Source organism: Hydrogenophaga sp. FW305-3-2-15-A-LB1 (assembly GCF_058787875.1).
Window position 1 is genome coordinate 15,054 of record NZ_JBYTAE010000001.1, and the last position, 24,910, is coordinate 39,963.

At 64.6% G+C, this 24,910-nt stretch carries 21 protein-coding genes and 2 pseudogenes; 3 read left to right on the forward strand and 20 right to left on the reverse strand.

Annotated features, from left to right (window positions below; genetic code table 11):
* The first annotated feature begins 25 nt into the window (after nt 1-25).
* Nucleotides 26-1,993 carry an AMP-binding protein gene (locus tag AC3WPZ_RS00070; protein WP_492437671.1) on the forward strand — a complete coding sequence of 656 codons (1,968 nt, stop codon included), beginning with the start codon at nt 26-28 and terminating at the stop codon, nt 1,991-1,993.
* A gap of 28 nt (nt 1,994-2,021) precedes the next feature.
* On the opposite strand, the gene AC3WPZ_RS00075 is transcribed toward AC3WPZ_RS00070, so the two are convergent.
* The 20 genes and pseudogenes from AC3WPZ_RS00075 to AC3WPZ_RS00170 all read right to left on the reverse strand — a co-directional run.
* The gene (locus AC3WPZ_RS00075; RefSeq protein ID WP_056278375.1) at nt 2,022-2,999 is read right to left on the reverse strand and encodes an acyl-CoA dehydrogenase family protein; all 978 of its coding nucleotides are present in this window, start codon (nt 2,997-2,999) and stop codon (nt 2,022-2,024) included.
* A gap of 15 nt (nt 3,000-3,014) precedes the next feature.
* A complete protein-coding gene (locus AC3WPZ_RS00080; protein ID WP_291087785.1) occupies nt 3,015-4,172 on the reverse strand; it encodes an acyl-CoA dehydrogenase family protein in 1,158 nt (385 codons plus the stop codon).
* 60 nt (nt 4,173-4,232) lie between these two features.
* The gene (locus tag AC3WPZ_RS00085; protein WP_291087787.1) at nt 4,233-5,402 is read right to left on the reverse strand and encodes an acyl-CoA dehydrogenase family protein; all 1,170 of its coding nucleotides are present in this window, start codon (nt 5,400-5,402) and stop codon (nt 4,233-4,235) included.
* The gene (locus tag AC3WPZ_RS00090) at nt 5,402-6,826 is read right to left on the reverse strand and encodes an MmgE/PrpD family protein (RefSeq protein ID WP_056278367.1); all 1,425 of its coding nucleotides are present in this window, start codon (nt 6,824-6,826) and stop codon (nt 5,402-5,404) included. The genes AC3WPZ_RS00085 and AC3WPZ_RS00090 overlap by 1 nt, the downstream gene beginning before the upstream one ends.
* Before the next feature lie 27 nt (nt 6,827-6,853).
* Nucleotides 6,854-7,534, reverse strand: a complete 681-nt coding sequence (can, locus tag AC3WPZ_RS00095; protein ID WP_200959413.1) for a carbonate dehydratase — start codon at nt 7,532-7,534, stop codon at nt 6,854-6,856.
* The gene (locus AC3WPZ_RS00100; RefSeq protein WP_492437679.1) at nt 7,534-8,322 is read right to left on the reverse strand and encodes an enoyl-CoA hydratase/isomerase family protein; all 789 of its coding nucleotides are present in this window, start codon (nt 8,320-8,322) and stop codon (nt 7,534-7,536) included. The genes can and AC3WPZ_RS00100 overlap by 1 nt, the downstream gene beginning before the upstream one ends.
* Nucleotides 8,323-8,415: 93 nt before the next feature.
* On the reverse strand, nt 8,416-9,336 hold the full coding sequence (locus tag AC3WPZ_RS00105) for an MBL fold metallo-hydrolase (protein ID WP_056278357.1): 921 nt from the start codon (nt 9,334-9,336) through the stop codon (nt 8,416-8,418).
* An 82-nt stretch (nt 9,337-9,418) separates the two neighbouring features.
* Nucleotides 9,419-11,422, reverse strand: coding sequence for an acetyl/propionyl/methylcrotonyl-CoA carboxylase subunit alpha (locus AC3WPZ_RS00110; RefSeq protein WP_492437681.1), 2,004 nt, complete (start codon nt 11,420-11,422; stop codon nt 9,419-9,421).
* 1 nt (nt 11,423) lies between these two features.
* A complete protein-coding gene (locus AC3WPZ_RS00115) occupies nt 11,424-12,224 on the reverse strand; it encodes an enoyl-CoA hydratase/isomerase family protein (protein WP_492437683.1) in 801 nt (266 codons plus the stop codon).
* Between the two features lie 6 nt (nt 12,225-12,230).
* Nucleotides 12,231-13,391, reverse strand: coding sequence for an acyl-CoA dehydrogenase family protein (locus AC3WPZ_RS00120; RefSeq protein WP_056278592.1), 1,161 nt, complete (start codon nt 13,389-13,391; stop codon nt 12,231-12,233).
* Nucleotides 13,392-13,413: 22 nt separating this feature from the next.
* A pseudogene (locus AC3WPZ_RS00125) lies at nt 13,414-14,606 on the reverse strand (CaiB/BaiF CoA transferase family protein).
* A 23-nt stretch (nt 14,607-14,629) separates the two neighbouring features.
* Nucleotides 14,630-16,237 (reverse strand): acyl-CoA carboxylase subunit beta, encoded by a 1,608-nt coding sequence (locus tag AC3WPZ_RS00130; protein ID WP_056278346.1) that lies wholly within the window; start codon nt 16,235-16,237, stop codon nt 14,630-14,632.
* Between the two features lie 46 nt (nt 16,238-16,283).
* The gene (locus AC3WPZ_RS00135) at nt 16,284-17,426 is read right to left on the reverse strand and encodes an acyl-CoA dehydrogenase family protein (protein WP_492437685.1); all 1,143 of its coding nucleotides are present in this window, start codon (nt 17,424-17,426) and stop codon (nt 16,284-16,286) included.
* 8 nt (nt 17,427-17,434) lie between these two features.
* Nucleotides 17,435-18,616 (reverse strand): acyl-CoA dehydrogenase family protein, encoded by a 1,182-nt coding sequence (locus tag AC3WPZ_RS00140; protein ID WP_492437687.1) that lies wholly within the window; start codon nt 18,614-18,616, stop codon nt 17,435-17,437.
* Between the two features lie 29 nt (nt 18,617-18,645).
* Nucleotides 18,646-19,473 carry an SDR family NAD(P)-dependent oxidoreductase gene (locus AC3WPZ_RS00145; RefSeq protein ID WP_056278339.1) on the reverse strand — a complete coding sequence of 276 codons (828 nt, stop codon included), beginning with the start codon at nt 19,471-19,473 and terminating at the stop codon, nt 18,646-18,648.
* 83 nt (nt 19,474-19,556) lie between these two features.
* The gene (locus tag AC3WPZ_RS00150) at nt 19,557-19,973 is read right to left on the reverse strand and encodes a MaoC family dehydratase (protein WP_056278336.1); all 417 of its coding nucleotides are present in this window, start codon (nt 19,971-19,973) and stop codon (nt 19,557-19,559) included.
* Between the two features lie 10 nt (nt 19,974-19,983).
* The gene (locus AC3WPZ_RS00155; RefSeq protein WP_056278333.1) at nt 19,984-20,427 is read right to left on the reverse strand and encodes a MaoC family dehydratase N-terminal domain-containing protein; all 444 of its coding nucleotides are present in this window, start codon (nt 20,425-20,427) and stop codon (nt 19,984-19,986) included.
* Nucleotides 20,428-20,460: 33 nt separating this feature from the next.
* The gene (locus AC3WPZ_RS00160) at nt 20,461-21,645 is read right to left on the reverse strand and encodes a lipid-transfer protein (protein WP_086124716.1); all 1,185 of its coding nucleotides are present in this window, start codon (nt 21,643-21,645) and stop codon (nt 20,461-20,463) included.
* A gap of 57 nt (nt 21,646-21,702) precedes the next feature.
* Nucleotides 21,703-22,143 (reverse strand): AMP-binding enzyme, encoded by a 441-nt coding sequence (locus AC3WPZ_RS00165; protein ID WP_416142282.1) that lies wholly within the window; start codon nt 22,141-22,143, stop codon nt 21,703-21,705.
* A 1-nt stretch (nt 22,144) separates the two neighbouring features.
* Nucleotides 22,145-22,528 (reverse strand): annotated as a pseudogene (locus AC3WPZ_RS00170) (hypothetical protein); the annotation flags it as partial.
* 330 nt (nt 22,529-22,858) lie between these two features.
* On the opposite strand from AC3WPZ_RS00170, the gene AC3WPZ_RS00175 reads away from it, so the two are divergent.
* Together AC3WPZ_RS00175 and AC3WPZ_RS00180 are read left to right on the forward strand one after the other, a co-directional pair.
* Nucleotides 22,859-24,037 (forward strand): acyl-CoA dehydrogenase family protein, encoded by a 1,179-nt coding sequence (locus tag AC3WPZ_RS00175; protein ID WP_056278324.1) that lies wholly within the window; start codon nt 22,859-22,861, stop codon nt 24,035-24,037.
* 58 nt (nt 24,038-24,095) lie between these two features.
* A complete protein-coding gene (locus AC3WPZ_RS00180; RefSeq protein ID WP_056278590.1) occupies nt 24,096-24,896 on the forward strand; it encodes an enoyl-CoA hydratase/isomerase family protein in 801 nt (266 codons plus the stop codon).
* Nucleotides 24,897-24,910 lie beyond the last annotated feature (14 nt).

The window sequence follows — 24,910 nt, forward strand, 5'->3', positions numbered from 1 at the left end:
TACGACGTTCGGATAGGATGGCAGCATGAATTCTACCAAACAACCGTTTGAATGGAAGCCCGCTCCTGAACTGATGGCGCGGTCCAACCTGACCGCCTTCTTGCACAAAGTGGGCGAATCGAGCTTCGAGAACCTGAGCGCTCGCGCCGATGCCGATCCGGCCTGGTTGATGCAAGAGGTGTTCGAGTTTTGCGACATGCGCTTCTATCAACCTTACACGCAGATGCTTGACACCTCGCGCGGCATCGAGTGGGCGCGCTGGTGTGTCGGCGGTACCACCAACATCGTGCTGAACTGCCTGGACCGGCACCGCGGAACGCCGGTGTGGGACCAGCCTTTCCTGGTGTGGGAGGGCGAAGACCCGAAAAACCGCAAGTCCTTGAGTTACCGCGAGTTTGATGCCGAGGTTTGCCGCCTGGCCGGAGCGTTGCAGTCGCTGGGCATTGCTCGGGGCGACAGGGTCGGCCTGTACATGCCCAACCTGCCGGAGACCTTTGTCGCGTTCTTTGCGGTCCTGAAGATCGGCGCCGTGTTGATGCCCTTGTTTTCGGGCTTCGGGCCGCAACCCATTGTCGCCCGTTTGAACGACGGACAAGCCAAGGCGGTGCTGACGGTGGATGGCACCTGGAGACGCGGCACCCCCGGCGTCATGAAGTCGGTGCTGGACGAAGCTCTGCGCGAGGTACCCAGCGTGCAGCACGTGGTGGTGCTGCGCCACCTGGGTGAAGCGTCCCCATGCCCGATGACGCCGGAACGCGACCACGACTGGGCCAGCCTGGTCGCCGCCCAACCCCGTGACATGCCGACCGCCGAGATGGCCGCCGAGGCACCCGCCGTATTGCTCTACACCTCGGGCACCACCGGCAAGCCCAAGGGCTGCATCTGGACCCACGTGAGTTTCCTGGGCTCGATGGTCACGCGCGACATGCACATCTGCGCCGATTTCAAGCAGAGCGACCGCTTCTTCTTCATGAGCGACATGGGCTGGATGGTGGGTGCCATGTGCGCCTGCATCCCGAGCTATTTCGGCGGCAGCCTGCTGGTGGCCGAAGGCACGCCCGACTACCCCGACACAGGACGCTTCTGGCGTCTGGTGCAGGATCACAAAGTCACCTATCTGGGTGTCGCGCCCACGCTGATCCGCAGCCTGATGCGCTACGGCGACACAGAGGTCGAAAGCTACGACTTGTCTGCATTGCGCATCACCTGCTCCGGTGGCGAGGCATGGACCGAGGCGCCCTGGCGCTGGTTCTTCAAGCACATCTGCAAAGAGCGTCTGCCGTTGCTCAACATTGTCGGCGGCACCGAGGTGGGCGGCTGCAACTTCACCGGCACCCTGCACCACCCCTTGCGACCAGGCTCGTTCGGCGCGCGCGGGCTTGGCGCCGGGGTCGACATCGTGAACGACAACGGTCAGCCGGTCGGCGCGGGCCAGGTCGGCGAGTTGGTGCTGCGCAACCCCAACATCGGCTTCACCAAGAGCCTGTGGCGCGACGACGAGCGCTACCTCGACAGCTACTGGCGCACGCTGCCCGGCGTCTGGGTGCATGGCGACTTTGCGATGCACGATGCGGACGGCTTGTTCTACATCCTCGGCCGCAGCGACGACACGATCAAGGTCTCAGGCAAGCGCACCGGCCCGTCGGAGATTGAAACCCTGCTCACCGGCACCGGCAAGGTGTCAGAGGCGGCAGTGATCGGCGTGCCCGACGAGATCAAGGGCTCGGCCATCGTCTGCGTCTGCGTGCCCATGCCCGGCGTGGCGGCGGACGCGGCGCTGCAAGCTGAACTGTCTCAAGCGGTTGTCCATGGCATGGGCGCCTCCTACCGACCCAGACAGGTGCTGCTGGTCAGCGACCTGCCCAAAACACGCAACATGAAAATCATGCGTCGCGTCGTGCGGGCCGTGTACCGGGGCGACGGTCCGGGCGACCTGTCCTCGCTGGTCAACCCGGAGGCGGTGACCGAGCTGCAGGGCAAGCTGGCAGGGTAGTGGCTGGGCTGGCGAGGCCGCTCGCCCGCTAAACCGACCGTACAAAATCGGCAATAGACGCGTCTGAAGCCAGCACGCTATTGCCGATCAATGCGTTCCAGTGCGCTTCCGAGCCATGGGCAATGCGCCATTCATGCAAACGCCGGGTCAGCAATTGCAGATCGTATTCTTCGGCAATGCCAATGGCACCGTGCAGCGCGTGGGCAATGGAGGCAACCAGCACCGCCGCCTCGCTGGTGCGGGATTTGGCCATGGCAGCGGCGAGCAAGGAGGGCGTGGTCGTGTCGGTACGGAACGCTGCTTCGGCGGCTATCGAGGCAGCAGCCACATGTTCGGCCATGACGCTCAACTGGTGCTGCACCGCCTGGAACTTGCCCAGGGTTTTGCCGAACTGGATGCGGTCATTGCAGAATTGGAGTGTCATTTCGAAGACCCGTGTCATGGCCCCGCTGAGCAGGGCGGCGTGCAAGGCCGCGGCGAATGTCGGCAGCAGTGGGCCAGCGCCGGGCACGTGCGTCGCGATGCGCTCATCGGGCCAGCGCAGGTTGGCGGCAAGGCTCCCATGCACGCCGCTTGCTTCACGCTGCGCCGCTGCGCAAGGCAGCAGCAACAAGGCATCACCATCTTGGGCCAGCACGAAATCGGCCACCCGGCCGTAAGGTGTGAATGAGCACACGATGGCGCCATCGGCCTCGCGCCGCAACGCAGCGCCCAGCGTAATCATGCCGTTGGGCATCGCAAACTGCGACCCCAGCAGCGCTCGCGCCACAATCGTCTGAGCCACCGGCACCGGCACCGTGTAGCGGCCGAAGCTGCACAGTATCGGGAACAGATCGGCCAGCGGGAGGCCGGCACCGCCAGCGTCCTCGGACGCTAGCAGTTCGAGGAAGCCGGCGCCTTGCAGCGCCTGCCACAGCGCAGCGGTCGAGCCGCCCGCCTCAATCGCGCGCACCACGGCGGGCGTGCACTGATCCTCGAGGATATCTTCAATCGCTTGTGCAAACATGGAATGCTCTCGTTTTCAACGCAGGCCCAGACCGCGCGCGATCATGCCGCGCAGGATCTCGCGCGTGCCGCCGCGCAGGGAATAGGTGGGCGCAATCTGGCTTACATAAGCCACGGCGCGGTACAACTCGGCATCGACCAGGGCGTCCGGGTCCATAGCGATGGCGGCTCCGATCACGGCGGGAATGCTCTGCTCGAATTCGGTGCCTATATCCTTTACCAAGGCCGCTTCGACCAACGGGCTTTCCCCGTTGACGAGCTTGGCCGTGACGGCGATCGACATGTTGCGCAGCGTGGCCAGGTGCGTGGCGAAACGCCCGATGGTGGCGGCATGGGCCGAGACCGCCGGTGTATTGCGCAGGCAGGTGATCCAGTGCTCCAGCAGCACGATGCTGGAGTACACCCGCTCCGGGCCGCTGCGCTCGAAGGCCAGTTCGGCATTGACTTGCGCCCAGCCGCTGCCTTCATTGCCGATCAGCGCGTCGTCGGCCAGTAGCACGTTGTCGAAAAACACTTCTGAGAAATGCGCGTCCCCCGTTAGATCCCGGATCGGGCGCACCGTCACGCCGGGCAATGCCAAGTCGACAATGAACTGCGACAGGCCCTTTTGCCGATCCTGCGACTCGCCCGACGAGCGCACCAGCGCGATCATGTAGTGGCAGTGCTGCGCATTGGTGGTCCATATCTTGTGGCCGTTCAAACGCCAGCCACCTTCGCAGCGGCTGGCCCGTGTGCCAACGCTGGCGAGGTCGGAGCCGGCATTGGGCTCGCTCATGCCGATACAAAAGAAGGCCTCGGCGGCACAAATTTTGGGCAGATAGAACTGGCGTTGCGCCTCGGTTCCGAACTTGAGGATCTGGGGCCCGCTCTGGCGGTCGGCGATCCAGTGTGCGGAAACCGGGGCACCGGCGGCCAGCAGTTCTTCCACCAGCACGAAGCGCGAGAAGGCGTCCAGGCTGGCGCCACCGTATTGCGCTGGCAAGGTCACGCCGACCCAGCCCCGTGCGGCCAGCTTCTTGCTGAAAGCGGCATTGAAACCCATCCATGAACGGGCCCGGATGTCGGCGGGCATTGGCTCAAAACTGGATTGGAGAAAGGCCTTTACCTCGGCGCGAAATGAATTCGTCCCGGCGGGCAGGGCGGCGAACCGGAAAGCGGACAGCAGGTTGTTCAAGAAATTTTCCTCCGAGGGGTTCATTCACCGCCGAGTTGAGGCGCCGCCCCAGGCGATACATCAGATCGGGCTGCGCTCCACCAGCTGGGCGGAAATGATCAAGCGCTGCAATTCGTTGGTGCCTTCGCCAATGCACAGCAGAGGCGCGTCTCGGTAGTAGCGCTCGACGTTCATTTCCTTCGAGTAGCCATAAGCCCCGTGGATGCGCAAGGCCTCCATCGAGTTCTCGACCGCCGCCTCGCTGGCGAACAGCTTGGCCATGCCGGCTTCCATGTCGCAACGCTGGCCAGCGTCATAAGCCCGCGCGGCCTGTTCAACCAGCAGACGCGCCGCCTCCGCCCGAGTGGCCATGTCGGCCAGCTTGAGCTGGATCGCCTGGTGTTCGCAGATCGGCTTGCCGAAGGTGCGACGCAGTTGGGCATAGGCTACCGACTCCTCCAGGCAGGCGCGCGCCACACCCACGCCGCGCGCAGCCACATTGATGCGCCCAAGTTCCAGTCCGCCCATCACGTGCTTGAAACCCTGTCCTTCCACGCCACCGACCAAGTTGGCGGCCGACACGCGAAAGTTGTCGAACACCAGCTCGGCGCTGTCGATGCCTTTGTAGCCGAGCTTTTCGAGCTTGCGAGTGGACGTGAAGCCGGGGCCTTTTTCGCAGATGAACAGGCTCATGCCGCGATGGCGCGGTTGCGCTGCGGGGTCGGTCTTGACCAGCACGGCAAAGGCCTGGCCATGGACGCCGTTGGAGATCCAGGTCTTGGTGCCGTTGATGACGTAGTGGTCGCCGTCGCGGCGCGCCACCGTGCGCACCGCCTGCAAGTCGGTGCCGCAGTCGGGCTCGGTCAGCGCCAGCCCGCCGCGCAGTTCGCCGCTGGCAAAGCGCGGCAGGAAACACTGACGCTGCGCCTCGGTGCCGTTGCGCTGCACGCAGGCGGCCATGATGAGGTGCGAGTTGATGATGCCCGAAACCGACATCCATACCCGCGCGATGCGCTCCACGACCTTGGCATAGGTGCTGGCCGACAGGCCGAGGCCGCCATATTCCTCGCGGATGATGCAGCCGAACAGGCCCATCTCGCGCATGCCGGCCACAATGTCGGCCGGCCATTCGTCGGCGTGCTCGAGCCGCTGCGCCACCGGCTTGATCTCGCGGTCGACAAAGCGCTCGACGGCGTCGAGCACCAGAGTTTCTTTTTCCGCATCAAAGGCGATGGGCGGGCTGGTAGTCATTAAAGGGATCCGGAGGTGTTGGAATGGGTCAGGGTATGCGCCAGAGTGGCGGCGTCTTCGGCGCGATCGGCCGACAGCAGCGCATCGCGCAGGCGCAGCGCCTGATCGCGCGGCAATGCCAGTAGTGCATTGCCCATGAATTTGGCCTCGATGTCAGCGGCCGTGATCGGCCGGCCCGGTGCGCCGCGGTGCGCTGACTCGCGCCAGCGCAGCTCGCGCCCGTCGTTCGTGCGCACGTGCAGTTCGCCGGAAAAGAAGGTGGGGTAATCGGCATCGGGGTCGGCCGCGTGTTCGATGCGGTCAGCCAGCGCCTGCACCTGCGGGTCGCTCAGGTTGGCGGCATCCAGTTCGGCCAGCCCCAGCTCGCCGCGCAGCAGGGCCAGCGCGACCAGGTGGTGAATGCTGAACTGCGATTCATAGACGTTGGCCGGTCGTCGCTTGGCCGCCACCGGCTCGCACACCACCGGGTGCACCCCTGGCGGCAGCAGCACCTGCACCGATGCCACCTCCTCGGCACGCAGCCCCGTCGCCCGCAGCGCCAGCGCGGCATCGATGCTGGCGTGCGTGAAGTGGCAGGTTGGGTACAGCTTTACCGCCACTTCGAGCAGCTCCCAGCGCTCGCCCAAGCCGCGCGTGCACAACGACAAATCGGCCAACAAGCCGCGCGCGGCCAAGTGACTGGCGTACAGACCAAAGCGCCCTTCATAAGGCTGTGAAGGCCCCCGAAAACCGGCACCGGCCAGCGCCGTGGCGGTCAGCCCGCTGACACCGGCCCAGCCCGGGTGCATGCGCTTGGTCCAGGCGCCGTCGCTCAGAAATTCCATGCTACCGGATGCCATCGACAGCACCACGCCTTGCGCATGCTCCAGGCCCACCTGATCCAGCCCCATCAGCTTGCCGGCCGCCAGCGCGCACCCAAAAGCTCCCACCAGGCCGGTCGGATGAAAGCCAACGTCGTGGAAGCCGCCCCCGGCCGCCGCACCCAGACGGGCAGCAACCTCAATCGCGAGCACATAGGCCGTGATCATCTCGGGCCCCGTGGCATGCCGTTGCGCTGCCAGACCCAGCGCCAACGGAAAGGCGCTGGCACTGGGGTGTGTGATCGCGCCGGGGTGGGTGTCGTCGAAGTCCAGCCCGTGGACCAGGATGCCATTCATCAGCACCGCATCGCGCAGCGGCAGGGGTGCAAAGGCGCCCATGACGGCGCTGTCACCCGCGCCACCCAGGGCGCGCAAGCCGCGGTAAGCGCAGTGCGCGAAGTCGTGCTGAGACGAGGCCAGGGCGATGCCCAGAGCGTCGAGCATCAGCAGCTTGGCCTGTTCCACCACGACTGCGGGCAACATGCCAGGCTTGAGACCGTGTGCAAAGGCGGCCAACTGGGTGGCAATGTTGTCGGTCGCGGGGTCTGTCGTGTCGGTTGGCACAGGGATTTTCCTTCTTTCTTGATGCGATCAAACGGCCGGGCCGGCGTCCAGCATGGCCAATGAAAGGGTGTACTGCTCTTGCAACTCGCTGACCCCATTGACGCTGCCCCCGACTGGCCGCAGCAAGCCGTCGCGCAGGCCGTAAACCAGCCCGTGCACCTCGACTTGCTGCCCGCGCTCCCAGGCGCGGCGCAGGGTGGTGGTGCGACACACGTTGCTGACCTGCTCAATCACGTTCATCTCGCAAAGCCGCGCCGCGCGCTCGTCAACGCCGGAAATGCCGTCGAGCCGATCAATGTGTTTCCGCGCCACGTCCTCCAGATGGCGCAGCCAGTTCTCGGCCAGACCGGTGCGGCGCTGTTCTATCACCGCCTGCACGCCGCCGCAGCCGTAGTGACCCACCACAAGAACATGCTCGACTTTCAACACCTCGACCGCATACTGCAACACCGTCAGGCAGTTCAGGTCGGAGTGCACCACCAGGTTGCCGACGTTACGGTGCACGAAGACCTCGCCAGGCCGCAGCCCCAGGATTTCGTTGGCCGGTACCCGGCTGTCGGAGCAGCCGATCCACAAGTAGCGTGGCATCTGCTGGTGCGCCAGCCGCTCGAAGTACTGCGGGTCTTCCGCAGCGCAGCGCGCCGACCAGGCACGGTTGTTCTCCAACAGAGGGGCCAGGCTGGAGATGGCATCTCCCCGCAGCGACATCAGCACCCCTTCCAAACCGGCTTGCGCTTCTCGGCGAAGGCACGCGGACCCTCCTGCGCGTCCTCGCTGGCGTAGGCGGTGCGATAAATGTTGTGCGCCAGCGCAATGCCGGCCTCACAACCGGCGCTCATCGCCGTCATGATCGATTCCTTGCCCGCCATCACCGACAGCGGAGCGTTGTCGCGGATGCGTTCGGCCAGCGCGGTGGCCCGAGCGCGCACCGCATCAGGCGTGTCTTCCAGGTAATTGATGAAACCCAGCCCATGGAAGGTTTCGATCGGATACAGGTCGCCGGTCAGCACCATCTCCATCAGCAGCGGCTGCGGCAGCATCCACAGGAGGGGAATGGCCCAGGGGCTGCCGCGCCCGGCGATACGGGTTTCTGTGATGCCGACCTGCGTGCCCTTGAGGCCTACGCGCAAATCCGAGTTCAGGCTCAGCATCATGCCGCCGGCAATCAGGTGCCCGGTCATGGCCGCGATGATGGGCTTGGCCACACGGCGCTGGCGACCGTGAAACGGGTCCCTCATCTTGGTCAGGATGTCCACGCCCTCGTCCTTCTTGACACGAGAAGCCTCGCGCAGGTCGAGCCCGGCGCAGAAAGTGCCGCAGTCGGCAGAAGTCAGGATGGCCACGTGCACATTTTTATCGGCATCGACTTCGCACCACAGATCGTGCAGCCGATTGGCAGCGGCCGGTGACAGCGCGTTACGCATCTCGGGGCGGTTGATCTTGACGGTGGCGATACCATCGCGCACGTGATACAAAACGGTTTCTGCTTCACTCATGTTTATCTCCAGGTTAAAAGATGGCTTGGCTTTCGCATGCGGCCGCTGGTTTTTGTCAGGGCCCTGGTTCAGTGGCTGACGACGTGGTCCATTTCACGCGTTGTAGACCCTGTTGCCGTCTCTGCGCGCAGCGGTGGAACGCACGAGCTCCTGAGTCAACTGCTCCATCCACTGGTCGATGGGAACCGAAGGAACAAACCTCTGGTGAATGAGCCGCAAGTAGCGTGTGTTGGCGGCCCACTCGACAAAATCAGCAAAAGGCAGTTGCTGCTGCTCCAGCAGTCTGAACTTCAGCAACACCTTGACCGCGTGATGCGCATGCCGCTCAGGGTTCTTGACAAAGGCGTTGAGGCGCTCGCGCGCGTAGGCCAGCACCTCGGCACGGTAGCGGAATACCGGGCCGTGGCCGGGAATGACCCAGCGCGGGTCAAGCCGCTCGATCAGGTCGAATGTGGCGGCCACTTCATCGAACGCGGTTTCACCATCGAGTTCCGGAAACACCACGCCGAAGCCTTTTTCCCACAAGGCATCGGCCGAAATCAGGGTTCGGGACTGCGGCTCAAACAGAATGACTGAATGGGGATCATGGCCCGGTGCCGCATGGATTTGCCACGCGGTATCGGCCAGCTGGATGTCCGTGCCCGGCGACAGAAGGCCATCGAACTTGAACCGGGGGCAGTGTTGCCCGGATGGCACATAGTTCAGGGCGACGGGGTCCCACGGCGAGACAAGTGATGCATGGCCTGGCGGAATGAGGGTTTGAAGTTCTGGGTAATTGCCCTGGAGGGCGGCATTGCCGCCGCAGTGGTCGCTGTGCAGATGGGTATTGAGCAGCAAGTCCAGCGGCCGCTGCTGCAAAGCGGCGCTGACCAGCCCGGCCGTTAGTTCCGCGTGTGTGCTGTAGCCACTGTCAACGAGTGCGCTGGATGCCGATCCAAGGAACAGAATGTTGTTGGAGGACAGCCAACCGCGCTCAAAAACCTGAATACCGTTCGGAAGTTGGATGCTGGTCATGGGCCGTCTCGGACACGTCATTTTTAACGGTGGATAACACCAGGTTTGTAAAGATGGGCGCGCATGCGGGGTTTGCCGCCGCTTATTCCGCAGTGCCCTCGGACTCAACCACGGCCACCACCAGGCCGCGCTCGACCATTTGTCCGTTCTGCACCGACAGCGAGCGCACCACCCCATCGTGGTCGGCATTGATGCGCAGCTCCATCTTCATCGACTCCATCGTTGCCACCACGTCGCCGGAACGTACGCGCTCGCCAACCGCCACATGGATCTTCAGGATCATCCCCATCATCGGCGTGCGCAACTGGTCGCTGGTCTGGCGGCCGGTGATGGCCTGGTTGAGGTAAGAGGTCACGCCGATGGCGTGGGCAGTGCCGCCGCTCTGCACAAACACGGTATCGACGCTGCGCACGATGGTCAGCACCTCATGTCGATCCCCCATGCGCAAACGCCAATTGCCCCCGGCGATGGCGGTCAGTGCCAAGCGGACTCGTTCGGTGCCGATTTGCACCGTCACCTCGGACTCGGGCGAGACGGCGCCGAACCGGGCCTCGTGCGTTGTGCCGCCCGAGCGCAGCAACAGCGCCGGAACCGGCGTGAGCCGATCGTCGCCGGCGTGCATCTGCCAACCCGTCACGTCCAGGGCCGACCAGGCGCCGAATTGATTGCCGTTGCACCGCGCGTCGAGCAACCACCAAGCCGCTGCAGCGGCCAGCCGCTCCAGCGGCGCACTGCTCGCGCCCTGACTCCCCTCGGCCAGCACCTCGTCAATCAGACGGGTGTGGAAGCTGGCGTCGCGCGTGGCGGGCAGGGCCAGCAGGCGCTGCAGAAAGGCGCAGTTGGTTTCGACGCCGTGCACCTGGGTTTCGCCCAGCGCCCCACTCAGACGGTCCAGCGCCGCCTCGCGCGTGGGCGCATGCGCAATCAGCTTGGCCAGCATCGAGTCGTAGTACGGCGTGACCGCCATGCCGGCGCGCACACCCGATTCAACCCGCACGCCAGAAGTCGGGAACCGAACAGCGATCAGTTCACCGGTGGAGGGCAGGAAATTTTGTTCTGAATCTTCAGCGCAGACCCGCGCCTCAATCGCGTGGCCGCGCACCTGCACTTCGCTCTGGCGCAAGGGCAAGCCCTCGCCGGCGGCAATGCGCAGCATGATCTCGACCACATCCAGCCCGGTCACCTCCTCGGTCACCGGATGCTCGACTTGCAGCCGTGGATTGACTTCGAGAAAGTGGTGATTGTCGCCCTGCACGATGAATTCCACCGTGCCGACACCGCGATAGCGCAGCCGCTGTCCCAAGCGCACCGCGTCACCGAGCATCGCCGCGCGCAGCGCCGGGGCGAGGTTCACCGCTGGAGCCTCTTCGATGACTTTCTGATGGCGCCGCTGCAGCGTGCATTCGCGCTCGAACAAGTGAATCACTTCGCCATGGCCGTCGCCGACGATCTGCACCTCGATGTGGCGCCCGCGCTCGACAAAGGCTTCGACGATCAACGCAGTGTCGCCAAAGGAACTCCCGGCCTCGCGCATGGCCGCCTCGATGGTCTCCATCAACCCGTCCAACTGCTGCACCACCCGCATGCCCTTGCCGCCGCCACCGGCGGCCGCCTTCAGAATCACCGGTAGCGGTAGTCCGCGCACGGTGGCTGCCACTTCGGCCGCATCGCGGCTCGGCAGCTCGCTGCCGCCGAGCACGGCCACGCCAGCGGCGCGGGCCTCGCGCTTGGCCGACGCCTTGTCGCCCAGGCGCTCAATGACCTCGGGCGTCGGGCCGACGAAGACGAGGCCGGCTGCCTCGACCGCGCGCGCGAAGACCGCGTTTTCGGCCAGAAAGCCAAAACCAGGATGAATGGCCTGCGACCCGGTCCGCCGGGCCGCATCAATGACCGCATCGATGCGCAGGTAGCTCTCGGCCGGCGCTGCCCCACCGATTTCGATCGACTCGCCGATCAGGTCAACGTGCAGCGCATCGCGATCAGCACTCGAATGCACACCGGCCACCGCAATACCGAGGCGCCGGCAGGTGCGTGCGATGCGGCAGGCGATTTCGCCGCGGTTGGCGATCAGGATTTTTTTGAACATGTCAGAGTCCGCTCCAGCGCGGTGGGCGCTTTTCATTGAAGGCCTTCACGCCCTCCAGCCTGTCGGCCGAGGACACCAGCACGTTGTAGGCGGCGACGTCGAGCATGTAGCCGCTGTGGAAGTCAATCTCGCCGCCGCGCGATGCGGCGAGTTTGGCGTAGTGGGTGGCCATCGGTGCGGCCAGTACGATGTCGCGCGCGTCGGCGACTGCGGCGGCCAGCGCCGTACCCGGCTCGGCCAGGTCTGTGACCATGCCCCATTCGGCGGCTTCTTCGGCCGAGAAGCGGCGCGCGGTGAACAGCAGCTTCTTGGCGCGCCGCGCGCCGACGGCGCGCACGAGGTTCTGGATACCGCCGCCGCCGGGCATGATGCCGCGCCGCAGCTCGGGCAGCGAAAATACCGCAGCGCGCGAAGCGACGATGTAGTCACACATCAACGCCAGTTCGCAGCCGCCGCCATGCGCGTGGCCTTCGACGGCGGCGATCACCGGTTGCGGGAAATCCTTGACAGCCAGCAACACCTCTTCGGCGAGCTGGTGTTGGCGCCGCCATTGACCGTCGGTCATACCGTCGCGCTGCTTGAGGTCTCCGCCGGCCGAGAATGCACGCTCACCGGCGCCGGTGATGATCAGCACACGCAGGCCGTCGTCGAAGGCCAGTTCGTGCAGGGCGTTGCGCAGGTCGATGAACATCTGCGTGTTCATCGCGTTCATCACCTCGGGGCGGTTGAGCACCAGGGTGCGGATGCCATCAGCGAGCTCGGTGCCGGGCGCGGCTTCAACGCGTAGTGTCGTGTGGTCCATGGTGCTTCAGTAAGAGCGGGGCATGCCCAGCAGGTGCTCGGCCACCTGCGCCAGCACCAGGTTGTTGGAGATCGGCGCGGTGCGGAACAGCCGGCTCTCCTTCCATTTGCGCTCGATGTCGTATTCGCAGGCCACGCCGTAGCCGCCGAAGGTGGTCATGGCCGCCTCGGCGGCTTCCCAAGCAGCCTCGCTGGCCAGGTACTTGACCATCGTCGCCTCGCGCCCGCAGGGCAGGCTGGCGTCGAACAGCGTCGCTGCCTTGTTGCGCATCAGTTCGGCAGCCTCGATGTTCATGTGGGCGCGCGCGATCGGGAACTGCACGCCCTGGTTGGCGCCGATCGGGCGGTCGAAGACGACACGCTCGCTGCCGTAGCGCGCGGCCTTGCCGACGAACCAGTGGCCGTCGCCGATGGCCTCGCTGGCCACCAGCAGACGCTCGGAATGCAGCGAATCCAGCAGGTAGTGGAAGCCCTTGCCTTCCTCGCCGATGCGGTCGTCGTCGGTGAGCTCCAGGTTGTCGATGAAGACCTGGAAGGTGTGGTGATTGATCATCGTGCGAATCGGCGTGGCCTTCAGCGACGCGCCGGCCTTCGCTATGTCGATCAGGAACAGGCTAAGGCCATCGGTCTTCTTCTTCACCGCGTCGGTCGGCGTGGTGCGCGCGATCAAAAGGTACATGTGCGAGTGGCTGTAGCGCGAAGTCCAGATCTTCTGGCCGTTGACGACGTAGCCACTTGGCACCTTGCGCGCGAATGTCTTGATCGCCAGCGTGTTGGAGCCCGCGTCGGGCTCGGTCACGCCGAAGGCCTGCAGCCGCAGGCTACCGTCGGCGATGCGCGGGAGCGTCGCGCGCTTCTGCGCTTCGCTGCCATGGCGCAGGATCGACGCCATCGTGTACATCTGCGCATGGCAGTGCACCGCGCTACCGCCGTTCTGGTTGATCTCCTGCAGTATCAGGCAGGCGTCGAGCAGGGGCAGCCCGGCGCCGCCGTATTCCTCCGGAATCAGCGCGGCCAGCCAGCCGGCCTTGGCCATCGCGTCGACGAAGGCTTCCGGATAGGCGCCGTCCTGGGCGCACTGGCGCCAGTACTCGGGGCCGAAGCCCTTGCACAGCTCCTTGACGGCGGCGCGGATCTGACCCTGGGTCTCGGTGTAGTCGAAGTTCATGGGGATCTCGGCCTTGTCTCTGTCAATCGACGACGCGTTGCTGTCGCAGCGCCGCCAGTTCATCGGCATGCAGGCCCAGCGCCGTCAACACCTCGTCGGTGTTCCCGCCCAGCACTGGCGGCGGCGGGCCGCTGCGCCCGCGACGGCCCTGCGAACTGATGGGCAGGCCCATCGTCTGGTGTTGCGGTGCGCCCGGCAGCGGCAGCGCGCCCAGCATGCCGACCGCTTGCACCTGTTCGTGCGCCAGCATCTGGGCCACGTCGTGCATCTCGCTGCAGGGCGCACCGGCCGCTCGCAGCGCCGCCGCGCAGTCTGCGGTGCTGCGCTGCCGGGTGCGCGCCTCGAGCTCGGCGTGCAGCGCCTTGCGGTGGCCGATGCGCGCCGACATGTCGATGAAGCGCGGATCCTGCGTCAGCTCTGGACAAGCCAGCGCGCTGCAGATGCGGCCAAACAGCCGGTCGTTGGCCGCAGCGATGAAGACCTTGCCGTCGGCGCTTTCGAAGAGCTCGTAGGGCGCCATCATCGCCATCGCCGAACCCATCTTGCGCGGTAGGCGCTGGGTGGCCAGATAGTTCGCGACTGGCACCATCATCCACGACAGCCCGGTCTCGAGCAGGCTGGCGTGCACGCGCATGCCTTCGCCCGTGTGGCGCGGCGCAGCAGCGCGGCCAGGATCGCCATCGTGGCCCACATGCCGGTGCCCATGTCGATCAGCGACACGCCGACGCGCGCCGGCTCGTCACCTTCGTGGCCGCTGACGCTCATGATGCCGGCGAAGGCCTGCATCAGCGGGTCGTAGCCGGGCAGCGCGCGCATCGGGCCGACCTCGCCGAAGGCGCTGATCGCGCAATACACGAGGCGCGGATTGGTCGGCAGCAGGTGTCCGTCGCCGAGGCCGCGCGCTTCGGCGCTGCCGGGTTTGAGCGAATGCACCAGCACGTCGGCACCGGCCGCCAGGCGCGCGACCAGCTGCTGACCAATCGCGCTGTCGAGGTCAATGCAGACGCTCTTCTTGCTGCGGTTCAGCGCCGCGAAGCCGGTCGAGACGCCGGCCACTTCGGGCGGCTTCCACTGGCGCGCATCGTCGCCGCTGCCCGGGCGTTCGATCTTGATGACCTCGGCGCCGAGGTCGCCGAGGATATGGGTGCAGAACGGGCCGGCCACGTTCTGCGTCAGGCCGAGCACGCGGCAGCCGGAGAGAATGGCTTCGAGCATGTTCAATACTGTGGACTAAAAGATCACATGCGGAACACGCCGAAGTGCGTGTCGCGCGCCGGCACACGGCCCGCCAGCTCCAGCAGCAAAGCCATGGTGTCGCGCGTTTCCAGCGGGTCAATCACCATGTCGCACCACAGATTGGAGGCGTAGTTGTAGGGACTGGAAAAGCTCTCGAACTGCTCGCGTATCGGTTGCTTGAATTGCTCGCGTTCTTCGTCGCTCCAGCTTGTGCCCTCGCGCCGGTGGATGTTCTCGCGCACCAGGCCCAGCGTGGTGGCGGCCTGCTCGGGGCCCATCAGCGCGGCGCGGCCGGTAGGCCACATCATCATCACGTTGGGCTTGAACGGGCGCCCGCACATCGCCAGGTAGGCCGCTGCGTACGAGCCTCCGGTGATCAGCGTGTAGCGCGGCACGTTGGCCGAGGCCATGGCCGTCATGAACTTGGCGCCGTGCTTGGCAATGCCCTGCTGCTCCACCGCTTTGCCGACCATGAAGCCCGACACATCGGCCATGAACAGCAGCGGAATGTCGCGCTGGCAGCACAACTCGATGAAGTGCGCGCCCTTGAGCGCGCTCTCGGAGAAGATCACGCCGTTGTTGGCCAGAATGCCGATCTGGAAACCCTTGATGCGGGCGAAGCCGCAGATCATGGTGTCGCCGTACAGGGGTTTGAACTCCTGTAGTTCGCTGTCGTCGATCAGCCGCAGCAGCACTTCGCGGTTGTCGGTCGGATGCCGGTTGTCGGCGCTGACGATGCCGTAAATCTCGCGCGGGTCATGGCGGGGCGGCAGCGGCGGAACCACGTCCCAGCGTTGCTTGGCCACGGTACCTAGGTTGGCCACGATGCCGCGCACGATGGAGATGGCATGGCCATCGTTCTCGGCCAGATGGTCAGTGACGCCGCTGATGCGGCTGTGCATCTCGCCGCCGCCCAGGGTTTCAATGTCAACCTCTTCCTTGGTGGCGGCATACACCAGTTCGGGCCCGGCGAGGAACATCGCACCCTGGTTGCGCACGATCACCGCCTCGTCGCACAGCGCCGGGAGATAGGCGCCGCCAGCGGTTGAGGGCCCATGCACGGTCGCGATCTGGGTGATGCCCTCGGCCGACATGCGGATCTGGTTGTAAAAAATGGAGCCGAACTGGCCGTCGTCGGGGAAAATATGCGCCTGCTCCGGCAGGTTGGCGCCGCCCGACTGGACCATGGTGATGCACGGCAGCCGGTGCTGCCAGGCGAACATCTGGGCCCGCACATGTTTTTTTGCGGTGATGCCGTAGTAGGTGCCGCCCTTGACCGTGGCATCGTGGATCATCAGCATGCATGCGCGCCCGCACACCAGCCCCACCCCGGTGATGATGCTGCCGCCCGGCGGCACGCCCTCGTACAGGCCGTCGCCGGCAAGCTGCCCGAACTCGAGGAAGGGCGAGCCGGGGTCGAGCACGGCAGCCAGGCGCTCGCGCGGCAGCAACTGCTTGCGCTTCTTGTGCAGCAGGCGCGCCTTTTCGGGGCCGCCGATCAGGGCACGTTCGCGGCGTTCATGCAAGTCGTCAATGCGCAGCTCATAGGCTTCGCGGTTGCGCTGAAATTCGGGCGAGTTCGGCGTGGCGGTGGATGTCATCAAACTCATTTAGGCAGCCCTTCCAGTGACTCGGTATGGGTCGGTCATCAGGCAATCAGGCCACCACACGCAGCGTCGCAAAGCGCTGCAGGTGGTGGTCGGTGCTGCCCAACAGGTTGCAAAAGAGCGTCAGGCGGCGAAAGTAATGGCCGATGTCAAGCTCCTCGGTCATGCCCACGCCGCCGTGCAGCTGCACCGCTTGCTGCGCCACGAAGCGGGCTCGCTCACCAATGGCGGCCTTGGCGGCCGAGACGGCGCGCGAACGGGTGACTGCGTCGGGATGCTCGGCATGCAGGGCCGCCATCAACACCAGGGAGCGGCTGGCCTCGACCGCGGCGAACATGTCGACCAGCCGGTGCTGGATGACCTGGAAACTGGCAATCGGCACGTCAAATTGTTTGCGCGTGCCGACGTACTCGCCGGTTTTCCTCAACAGCGCGCCCATGGCACCCAGGGCGTCGGCACAGGCGGCAACAATGCCAAGATCAACCAAGTGCTCGAGCAGTCCCAGGCTTTCGCCTTCCATGCCCAGCAATGCGTCCGGGCCCAGCACGACAGCATCAAGCTGCAGATCACCAGCCCGACTGCCGTCGTAGACCTTGTAGCCCGCCACCTGCACCCCCGGCGTGTGGGCTTCGACCAGAAACAAGCTGATTCCCCGGCGCTCACTGACGGCGCCCGAGGTTCTGGCGGCCACAACAAAGCCGTCGGCCCAGGGCGCGCCCAGCACACCGCTCTTGCGGCCCGACAGCACCCAGCGGCCGCCCTTGGCCATGGCGCTGGTGTGAACATGGGCGAGGTCGTGGCGCGCATCGGCCTCGGTGTGCGCTAGGCTGACAATGCGCTGGCCCGAGACCAGCCCGGGCAGCCAGGTCGCGCGCTGCGCCGCGGTGCCCGCGCGTGCCACCGCCTGCGCGCCGAGCACGGCGCTGACGAGGTAGGGTTCGACCACCAGCGCGGCGCCCAGGGCCTCGGCGACCTGGATCGTCTCGAGCAGGCCGCCGCCAAAACCGCCATCGGCCTCGGGCAGTCCGAGCCCAAGCCAGCCGAATTCCCCGAATCGCTGCCAGTGCTCGTGGCTCATGCCGGACGCCGACGCGACGATCTGGTTGCGCGCATCGAAGCGGTATTCGGCGCGCAGAAATTTCTGTGCCGCGTCGCGCAGCATCTTTTGTTCTTCGGAGAGATCAAAGTTCATGACGATCCTTACCGCGTGCCGCCGGCCAGCAGCATCTTGGCCAATACATTCTTTTGCACCTCGTCGCTGCCGCCGTAAATCGTGGCGGCGCGCGAAAAACAGTAGTGCGGCATCGCATGGGCATGGCGTCCGCTTCCAAACTCGCCGCCGTCATGCCAGGGCCAGGCTTGCTCGGCGGCGATCTCGACGCCCAGCTCGGCCAAGGTCTGTTGCACCGCCGTGCCCATGGTCTTGAGCAGCGAGGATTCCGGCCCCGGCGCCTTGCCCGAGGCGGTGGCGGCCAGCACGCGAAAGTTGGTGTGTTCGAGCGCCATCAGTTCGATCTCGGCGCGCGCCAGCTTGAGCCGCATCGCCGCGTCCTCCATCAGCGGTTGGCCACCCGAGCGGCGCTCACCTGCCGCGGCATACAAGTTGGCTAAATGCGCCTTGCAGTCGGCCACGCCGGCGATGCTGGTGCGCTCGTGTGTGAGCAGGTACTTGGCAATTTCCCAACCCTGGCCTTCGCGACCGACCAGGTTTTTTCTGGGCACCCGAACGTCGGTGAGAAACACCTGGTTCAGGTGGTGTTCGCCGTCGATCGAGACAATGGGTTTGACATCGATGCCGGAGCGGTCCATCTCGATCAGCAGGAAGGAGATGCCTTCCTGCTTCTTGCCGGTGTTGGCGGTACGCACCAGGCAGAACATGTGCGTGGCCCAATGCGCATAAGTGGTCCAGATCTTGGAGCCGTTGATGATGTAATCGCTGCCATCGGCCACGGCCGTGGTCTTCAGGCTGGCCAAGTCGGAGCCTGCACCCGGCTCGGAATAGCCTTGGCACCACCAGTCCTCGCAGCGACGGATGCGCGGCAGGTACTGCGCCTTTTGCTCTGGCGTGCCGAAGGCAATCAGCACCGGCCCGAGCATGATGACGCCCATCGACAGCCCCACCGGCGCACTGGCCGCCGCGCGCTCAAGGTCGAAAATATAGCGCTGCGTCGGCGTCCAGCCCGGCCCCCCATGCTCCTTGGGCCAGCCGGTGACCAGCCAGCCCTGGCCATCGAGTCGGCGCTGCCAATGAACGATGTCGTTCTTCTGCAGCATTTCCCCGGTGACGGTCTTGCGCTTGAGATCGGACGGTGTGTGGCCTTTGAACCAAGTGCGAACCTCTTGCTGGAACGCCATGTCTTCCGGGCTGAAATCGATGTCCATCGTGGGCCTTTATGCGTTCGGCTTGCGCTTTAGATCGAGATGCCGCCGCCGCAGATCAGCGTCTGGCCGCTTACGTAGTTCGACTCGGGAATACACAGCAGGTAGACCGATCCGGCCGCTTCCTCGGGCGTGCCGCCGCGACCCAGCGGAATGGTGCGCTCCATCATTTCCAGCAGATCAGGGTTGACGCCGACCTTGATCTTTTGGCCCTGGATGTCAATGGATGCGTCGCCGCTGGCCGAAGCTTCGGTCAGCCGCGTTTTGATCATGCCAAAAGCGACGGCGTTGACGTTCACCTTGTAACGCCCCCACTCCTTGGAGAGCGCCTTGGTCAGGCCAATGATGCCGGCCTTGCCCGCTGAGTAGTTAGCCTGGCCGGCGTTGCCGCCGGTGCCGGCGATAGACGAGATGTTGACCACCTTGCGGAACACCTCCTGCCCGGCTTCGGCTTCCTTGCGCGAGGCGACGCGAATGAACTCTGCGGCAGCGCGCAAAATTTTGAACGGCGCGGTCAGATGCACGTCGATGATCGCGTTCCATTGCTCGTCCGTCATCTTCTGAACCACGTTGTCCCAGGTGTAGCCGGCGTTGTTGATGATGATGTCCAGGCCGCCGAAGCTGTCAATCGCGGTCTTGACGAAGCGATCAGCAAAATCGCCGGCAGTGACGCTGCCCACGCAGGCCACGGCCATGCCGCCTGCCTTCTTGATGTCGGCCACGGTCTGCTCTGCTGGAGCTGCGTCGAGGTCGTTGACCACGATCTTGGCGCCTTCGATGGCCAACTTCATGGCGATCGCACGGCCGATGCCGCGGCCCGAACCTGAAACGATGGCCACTTTGCCTTCGAGTTTTTTCATGATGTGTGTCCTTGTTTTTGATGAAAAGGAAATGAAAGGGAAAAGAATAAGGAGCCGGGCTGCCAAACGGCGGTCTCAGCCTCTCAGTTCAGGGCAACCAGCGCCTCGCCGGACAGCGTGATTTCGCCTGTCGCTTTCGTAGCGCTGATTTGAACGCGCACGCAGGGTCGGCCTGCATGCTCAATCTGTTCAAGCACCTTGCCGGTGCAGCGCACGCGGTCGCCGAGATGGGTCAGGGCCGCGAAGCGCACGCCATAGCTGAGGATCTGGCGCTGCGGCACCCATTCGGTGAGCGCGCGCCCGAGGTAGGCCATCGACAGCATGCCGTGCGCGAACACATCCTTCATCCCCGCACCGTGGGCGAAGTCGATGTCGATGTGGATCGGGTTGTGGTCGCCCGACGCACCGGCGAACAGTGCCAGGGTGGTGCGGCTGATCGGCGGCAATTCCAGCACGGGCATGTCGGCACCGACATCCATGATTTTTACTTGAGCGTTCATGAATATTCCTTCAGGCGTGGCGCACGACGATCACTGAGTGCATGTCGGAGACATGCTCGCCAAGTTGATTGGTGACCTTCGTGTCGTTGACGACAAACTCGAGCGCGCCGCCCTTCTTGTCGTAGATGTCGGCGACCCGGGTCTGAAAACGCAGCGTGTCGCCAGCGCACACCGGGGCGTGGTAGTCGAAGCGCTGCTCACCGTGCAAGACCTCCCGCAGATCGATCTTGAGCGTGTCGAGCAACGTCATCAACACCCCCGAATCGCTCTCGGCGCCAAAGATGAAAGTCGGTGGCGCCACGACGTCGCGGTAGCCAGCGGCCTTGGCGGCAGTCGTGTCGAAGTAGATCGGGTCGGTGGCACCGATCACCTGGGCGAAAAAGCGGATGCGGCCCTTCTCCACATCCCACAGCGTGGGCGGCACCTCGTAGCCGATGAATTGCTTGTCAATCATGGGACTCCAGATCCTGGTCTTCTGCGCCTGTGCTCAGGCGGCCTGGTAAAGCGTGACAACACAAGCGCCGCCCAGCCCGAGGTTGTGCTGCAAGGCCACACGTGCGCCTTGAACTTGGCGTTTGTCCGCCGTGCCGCGCAGTTGGTGAGTCAGCTCATAACATTGCGCCAGGCCGGTGGCGCCCAGAGGGTGCCCTTTCGACAACAGGCCGCCCGACGGGTTGGTCACAACCTTGCCGCCATAGGTGTTGTCGCCGTCCAGCACAAACTTTTCCGCACCGCCGGGCGGGCACAGGCCCAGCGCCTCATAGGTGATCAACTCGTTCTGTGCAAAGCAGTCGTGCAGCTCAACCACGTTCACGTCCTGCGGGCCGATGCCGGCTTGCTGATAGACCTTTTGCGCCGCATCGCGCGCCATATCGAAGCCGACCACGCGCATCATGTCGTGCGACTCGAAGGTACTGGGAAGATCGGTTGCCATCGCCTGGGCGACAATGGAAACGCGAGTGTCGAGCCCGTGCTTCTTGGCGAAGGCTTCGGAGCAGATCACCGCAGCAGCGGCGCCGCAGGTCGGTGGGCAAGCCATCAGGCGGGTCATCACGCCCTCCCACAGCACAGGTGCGTTCATCACGTCGTCGACCGAGATCTCCTTGCGCAACAGCGCCAGAGGGTTGTTCGCAGCATGACGGCTGGCCTTGGCGCGAATGCTGGCAAAGGTCTCCAGTTTGGTGCCGTACTTGTCCATGTGCGCCTTGCCGGCACCGCCGAAGTAACGAATAGCCAACGGAATTTCCGGGCGCCCGACGAGTTCGGCGGTGGCCCGGTCAAACTCCTCGAACGGCGTCGGCCTGTCCTCGAACTGGGCCTTGATGGCACCTGCGGCCATCTGCTCGAAGCCCAGGGCCAGAACACACTCGACGGCACCACTTTCGACTGCCTGGCGCGCCAGAAACAGAGCCGTCGAACCGGTGGAGCAGTTGTTGTTGACGTTGACGATGGGGATGCCGCTCATGCCCACGGGGTAGAGCGCCCGCTGGCCGCAGGTGGAATCGCCATACACATAGCCGACATAGGCTTGCTGGATCATGGCGTACTCAACGCGCGCATCGGCAAGGGCCTGGCGCACTGCCCTCTCTCCCATCACGTGATAGGGTTCACTGGCGCCCGGTTTGGTGAACGGGACCATCCCGACACCGGCAACAACGACTTTCTGGTTCATCGCACTAACTCCTTGGGTTGAAATATTTCGGACGCCGACACTGAGAGGCCATCGGCCTCAACCGCCCTTGGCCTCATCGGCGTACTCGGTCTTGAGACCCCGCTTGAGGATCTTGTTGGCCACACTGATCGGCAGCGAGCTGCGAAAGTGGATCCGCTTCGGCGCCTTGAAGCCGGGCAGGCGGCCACGACAGAACTCGATCAGTTCGGCCTCGGTCACCATGGTTCCTGGCCTGGCGATGACGGTGGCCGTCACGGCCTCGCCCCAGTGCTCGTTGGGCAGCCCGAACTCGGCGCACGGCATCGCGCCTGCGTGGGCGCCCAGGACGCTTTCGACCTCCCGGCAATAAACGTTCTCTCTGCCGGTCTTGATCCATGTCCTTCTTGCGGTCGGCGAAGAAGTAGTTGCCGGCCGCGTCGCGGAACAGGATGTCGCCGGTATGGAACCAGCCGTCGCGGCACACACGGCGGTTGGCCTCGTCGTTCTTGTAGTAGCCATTCATGATGACCGGGCCGCGCACGATCTGCTCGCCCGATTCACCGTCGGCTACGTCCTTGCCTTCATCGTTGACCAGACGCACGTCGGCGGCCACCGAGGCGACGCAGCCCACCCAGCGGCCGCCCTGGTCGGGCATCTGCTCCCAACCGTCCACGCAGCCACCGGTCAACAAAGAGGCTGTCAATTCGCTGAACCCCTGCACCGAAAAGAAGCGCGACGACGGCGCCGCCTGCTTCCATCCATCGATCATTGACTTGGGGATCGTCGAGGCCCAAGTGCCCAGCTTGGTCGCGCAGCGAAGATCCGACGCGCCGAAGTTGGGGCCAGCGGCCTTCGCCGCGCGGCGAAGGTTGTCGCTCACGTTCTGGCGGCGCAGCAGGTTCATCTCGAGTACGTGGGTCAAGGCTGTCTCGTTAGGTTGAAGCTCGTTTGACGCTGATGAATGGTCTCGCCGCGAGCGGCACGACCCGATAGGTCTCACGGGTGAATGCGTCACGGACGGCTACCGTCAATGAATACGCACCAATTCCGTCCTCCGCTTACGCCGCCTCCAGTTCTGGCACAACAAATGAATGTCAGCGATGAATCCTACCTAACGCTTGACAGTTTTGCAATGCCCAATTAAATTGGGTAAGCCCAAAGAGATCTTGTCCGCGCAGCTTTGGTGCGCGCCGCGGCCCGTTGACCCAACCCACGCATTGATAGGCATCCCTATATGGCCGCCACTCGCAGTTTTGCTCTCTCCGCCGACGACCGCGCCGTACTCGAAGCCGCCGACAAGTTCGCGCGCAAGGAATTCGTACCACTCGCCCGCCGCATGGACGACGAGGAGTGGTGGCCGTCGGATATCTTCCAGAAAATTGGCGCGGCTGGCTTCATGGGGGCCACCGTGCCTGCCGAGCATGGCGGCGCGGGTATGGACCTGTTCAGCTCGGGCCTGATCTGCCAAGCCTTTGCACGCTGGAACCCCGCCATCGCCTTGTCCTGGGCGGCGCACGACAACCTGTGCGTTAACAACATCTTCCGCAACGCCAACGAGGCGCAGCGCCGCCAATACCTGCCCGATCTGTGCAACGGCACAAAAATCGGCGCGCTCGGCCTGACCGAACCCGGCGCCGGCTCGGATGCGCTGGGCGCCATGCGCACCAGCGCGCGCCGCGAGGGCGATCATTACATCCTCAACGGCACCAAGATCTACATCACCAACGGCCCGGTGGCCGATGTGCTGTTGGTTTACGCCAAGACCGCGCCAGAGTTAGGTGCCAAGGGCATTTCAGCCTTCATCGTCGAGAAGAATTTCCCCGGCTTCAAGGTGGCTCAAAAACTCATCAAGATGGGTTTTCGCGGCAGCCAGACTGGCGAGCTGGTGTTCGACAACTGCCGCGTGCCGGCAGCCAACCTGGTGGGCAAGGAAAACGAAGGCGTCAAAATCGTCATGAGCGGGCTCGATCTGGAGCGCGCGCTGGTGGCTGGCTTATGCGTGGGCATCTGCGAACGTGCACTCGAATTGAGCGTCGAGTACGCCAGGACGCGCGTGCAGTTCGGCAAGCCCATCGGCAGCTTCCAGATGGTGCAGGCCATGCTGGCCGAGATGTACACCGAGATCGAAGCCATGAAAACCCTGGTCTGGCGCACCCTGGCCGAGGTCAATGATCTGGAGGTGGGCGGCGGAGGCCGCGGCGATGTGCACAAGCTCACCGCAGCGTCCATCCTCTACGCTGGCGAAGCCTGCAACCGGGTGCTCAACAAGGCCGTGCAAGTGCATGGCGGTAGCGGCTACATCTGGGAGTCCGAAATCAACCGGCTGTTCCGTTGCATCAAGATCCTCGAGATCGGTGCAGGCACATCCGAGGTGCGCAAGATGATCATCGCCGAAGAGCTGCTGCGCGGTTGATTCCCAGACCCGCATGGCAAGCGCAGCTGACCACCACACAAACAAGCAGGCCTTGAAGATGCAACCCTCGTTGACCATCCGCTTTGAGCAACGTGGTGCCGTGGCGTGGATCACGCTGAATCGGCCCGATGCGATGAATGCGCTGTCGGAGACAATGTGCGCCGAATTGCGCGATGCGACCGCGCATTGCGAGCGTGACCCGACCATCCGCGTCATCGTGCTGACCGGTGCGGGCCGTGCCTTCTGCGCCGGCGCCGACCTCAAAGGCGTGTTCGAGAGCAGCGCTGGCGGCCCCGGCCCGAGCGACCCGATGGGCGAGTTTCTCGATCTCGTCGGCGGCATGATGGATCGGCTGCGCATGTGCCCCAAACCCACCATCGCCGCGCTGAACGGTCTGACGATGGCTGGCGGACTGGAGCTGGCCATGGCCTGCGACCTCATCATCGCCGCCGAAAGTGCCCGCATCGGCGACGCACATGCCAACTTCGGCGTGTTTCCGGGCGCGGGCGGCGCGGCGATCCTGCCACGGCGCATCGGCGCCACCGCCGCCAAATACCTGCTGTTCACCGGCGACACCATGCCCGCACGCGAACTGGTTCCGCTGGGCCTGGTGAACCGTGTTGTGCCGGATGCCGAGCTGGTGTCCGAGGTCGAAAAATTCGCCTTGCGCATCGCCAGTAAAAGCCCGCTGGTGCTGCGCCGCATGAAACAGGCCGTGGCCGACGGGCTGGAGCAGCCACAGGCTTCGGCGCTGCGGCTGGAGCGACTGGTGCTCGACGCGCACCGCCATTCGCACGACATACAAGAGGGCCTCGCGGCTTTCGTCGACAAGCGCACGCCCGATTTCAAGGGCTACTGATTTCACCCACTTGT

What these genes read in the sequence shown, in the direction of transcription:
- AC3WPZ_RS00070 (WP_492437671.1), top strand. Translation starts at nt 26, where the DNA reads ATGAATTCTACCAAACAACCGTTTGAATGGAAGCCCGCTCCTGAACTG.
- AC3WPZ_RS00075 (WP_056278375.1), bottom strand. Translation starts at nt 2,999, where the DNA reads ATGTTTGCACAAGCGATTGAAGATATCCTCGAGGATCAGTGCACGCCC.
- AC3WPZ_RS00085 (WP_291087787.1), bottom strand. Translation starts at nt 5,402, where the DNA reads ATGACTACCAGCCCGCCCATCGCCTTTGATGCGGAAAAAGAAACTCTG.
- can (WP_200959413.1), bottom strand. Translation starts at nt 7,534, where the DNA reads ATGTCGCTGCGGGGAGATGCCATCTCCAGCCTGGCCCCTCTGTTGGAG.
- AC3WPZ_RS00100 (WP_492437679.1), bottom strand. Translation starts at nt 8,322, where the DNA reads ATGAGTGAAGCAGAAACCGTTTTGTATCACGTGCGCGATGGTATCGCC.
- AC3WPZ_RS00105 (WP_056278357.1), bottom strand. Translation starts at nt 9,336, where the DNA reads ATGACCAGCATCCAACTTCCGAACGGTATTCAGGTTTTTGAGCGCGGT.
- AC3WPZ_RS00110 (WP_492437681.1), bottom strand. Translation starts at nt 11,422, where the DNA reads ATGTTCAAAAAAATCCTGATCGCCAACCGCGGCGAAATCGCCTGCCGC.
- AC3WPZ_RS00115 (WP_492437683.1), bottom strand. Translation starts at nt 12,224, where the DNA reads ATGGACCACACGACACTACGCGTTGAAGCCGCGCCCGGCACCGAGCTC.
- AC3WPZ_RS00120 (WP_056278592.1), bottom strand. Translation starts at nt 13,391, where the DNA reads ATGAACTTCGACTACACCGAGACCCAGGGTCAGATCCGCGCCGCCGTC.
- AC3WPZ_RS00130 (WP_056278346.1), bottom strand. Translation starts at nt 16,237, where the DNA reads ATGAGTTTGATGACATCCACCGCCACGCCGAACTCGCCCGAATTTCAG.
- AC3WPZ_RS00135 (WP_492437685.1), bottom strand. Translation starts at nt 17,426, where the DNA reads ATGAACTTTGATCTCTCCGAAGAACAAAAGATGCTGCGCGACGCGGCA.
- AC3WPZ_RS00140 (WP_492437687.1), bottom strand. Translation starts at nt 18,616, where the DNA reads ATGGACATCGATTTCAGCCCGGAAGACATGGCGTTCCAGCAAGAGGTT.
- AC3WPZ_RS00145 (WP_056278339.1), bottom strand. Translation starts at nt 19,473, where the DNA reads ATGAAAAAACTCGAAGGCAAAGTGGCCATCGTTTCAGGTTCGGGCCGC.
- AC3WPZ_RS00150 (WP_056278336.1), bottom strand. Translation starts at nt 19,973, where the DNA reads ATGAACGCTCAAGTAAAAATCATGGATGTCGGTGCCGACATGCCCGTG.
- AC3WPZ_RS00155 (WP_056278333.1), bottom strand. Translation starts at nt 20,427, where the DNA reads ATGATTGACAAGCAATTCATCGGCTACGAGGTGCCGCCCACGCTGTGG.
- AC3WPZ_RS00160 (WP_086124716.1), bottom strand. Translation starts at nt 21,645, where the DNA reads ATGAACCAGAAAGTCGTTGTTGCCGGTGTCGGGATGGTCCCGTTCACC.
- AC3WPZ_RS00165 (WP_416142282.1), bottom strand. Translation starts at nt 22,143, where the DNA reads ATGGCTACTACAAGAACGACGAGGCCAACCGCCGTGTGTGCCGCGACG.
- AC3WPZ_RS00175 (WP_056278324.1), top strand. Translation starts at nt 22,859, where the DNA reads ATGGCCGCCACTCGCAGTTTTGCTCTCTCCGCCGACGACCGCGCCGTA.
- AC3WPZ_RS00180 (WP_056278590.1), top strand. Translation starts at nt 24,096, where the DNA reads ATGCAACCCTCGTTGACCATCCGCTTTGAGCAACGTGGTGCCGTGGCG.